We start from the raw sequence: 339 nt of genomic DNA, 5'->3' as shown, positions 1-339 counted from the left end.
ATCTCCAGGTGAATATTGCCGGCCAGACGTTGCCGGTTGACGCCGTGTCAGCGGTCACGCTGTACAACACGACCGAAGCCGCAGCAGAGAAAACGGCCACCCTGACGGTAAACCAGAAAGCGGCTGGCTCTAAACCAACGGCCGGGACCTACATCGGGGCCGTGACCATGATGTTTGATACCGCGCCTTAATTTTAGCGGCAGCAGTATTCATGGTGTGTTCGGTTAACGAACAATCGAGCATTGAGGAGAAAAGAGAGAGGGATTTCTCTTTTCTTTCTTCGGAAAGAAAATTTCAGGCGTTTGATATTATGGGATTCTTGCGTCCATTAACAGGGTC

The 339-nt window shown here is 51.0% G+C and carries 1 pseudogene; it reads left to right on the top strand.

Features of this window, described 5'->3' with window-relative positions:
* Nucleotides 1-191, top strand: a pseudogene (locus WFN87_RS24055) (CS1 type fimbrial major subunit); the annotation flags it as partial.
* Nucleotides 192-339 lie beyond the last annotated feature (148 nt).

Source organism: Cedecea sp. AS113 (genome assembly GCF_037152415.1).
Classification (GTDB): Bacteria; Pseudomonadota; Gammaproteobacteria; order Enterobacterales; family Enterobacteriaceae; genus Cedecea.
The sequence above is the reverse complement of the archived record's forward strand: the minus strand, read 5'-3'. Positions and strand labels throughout refer to the sequence as shown.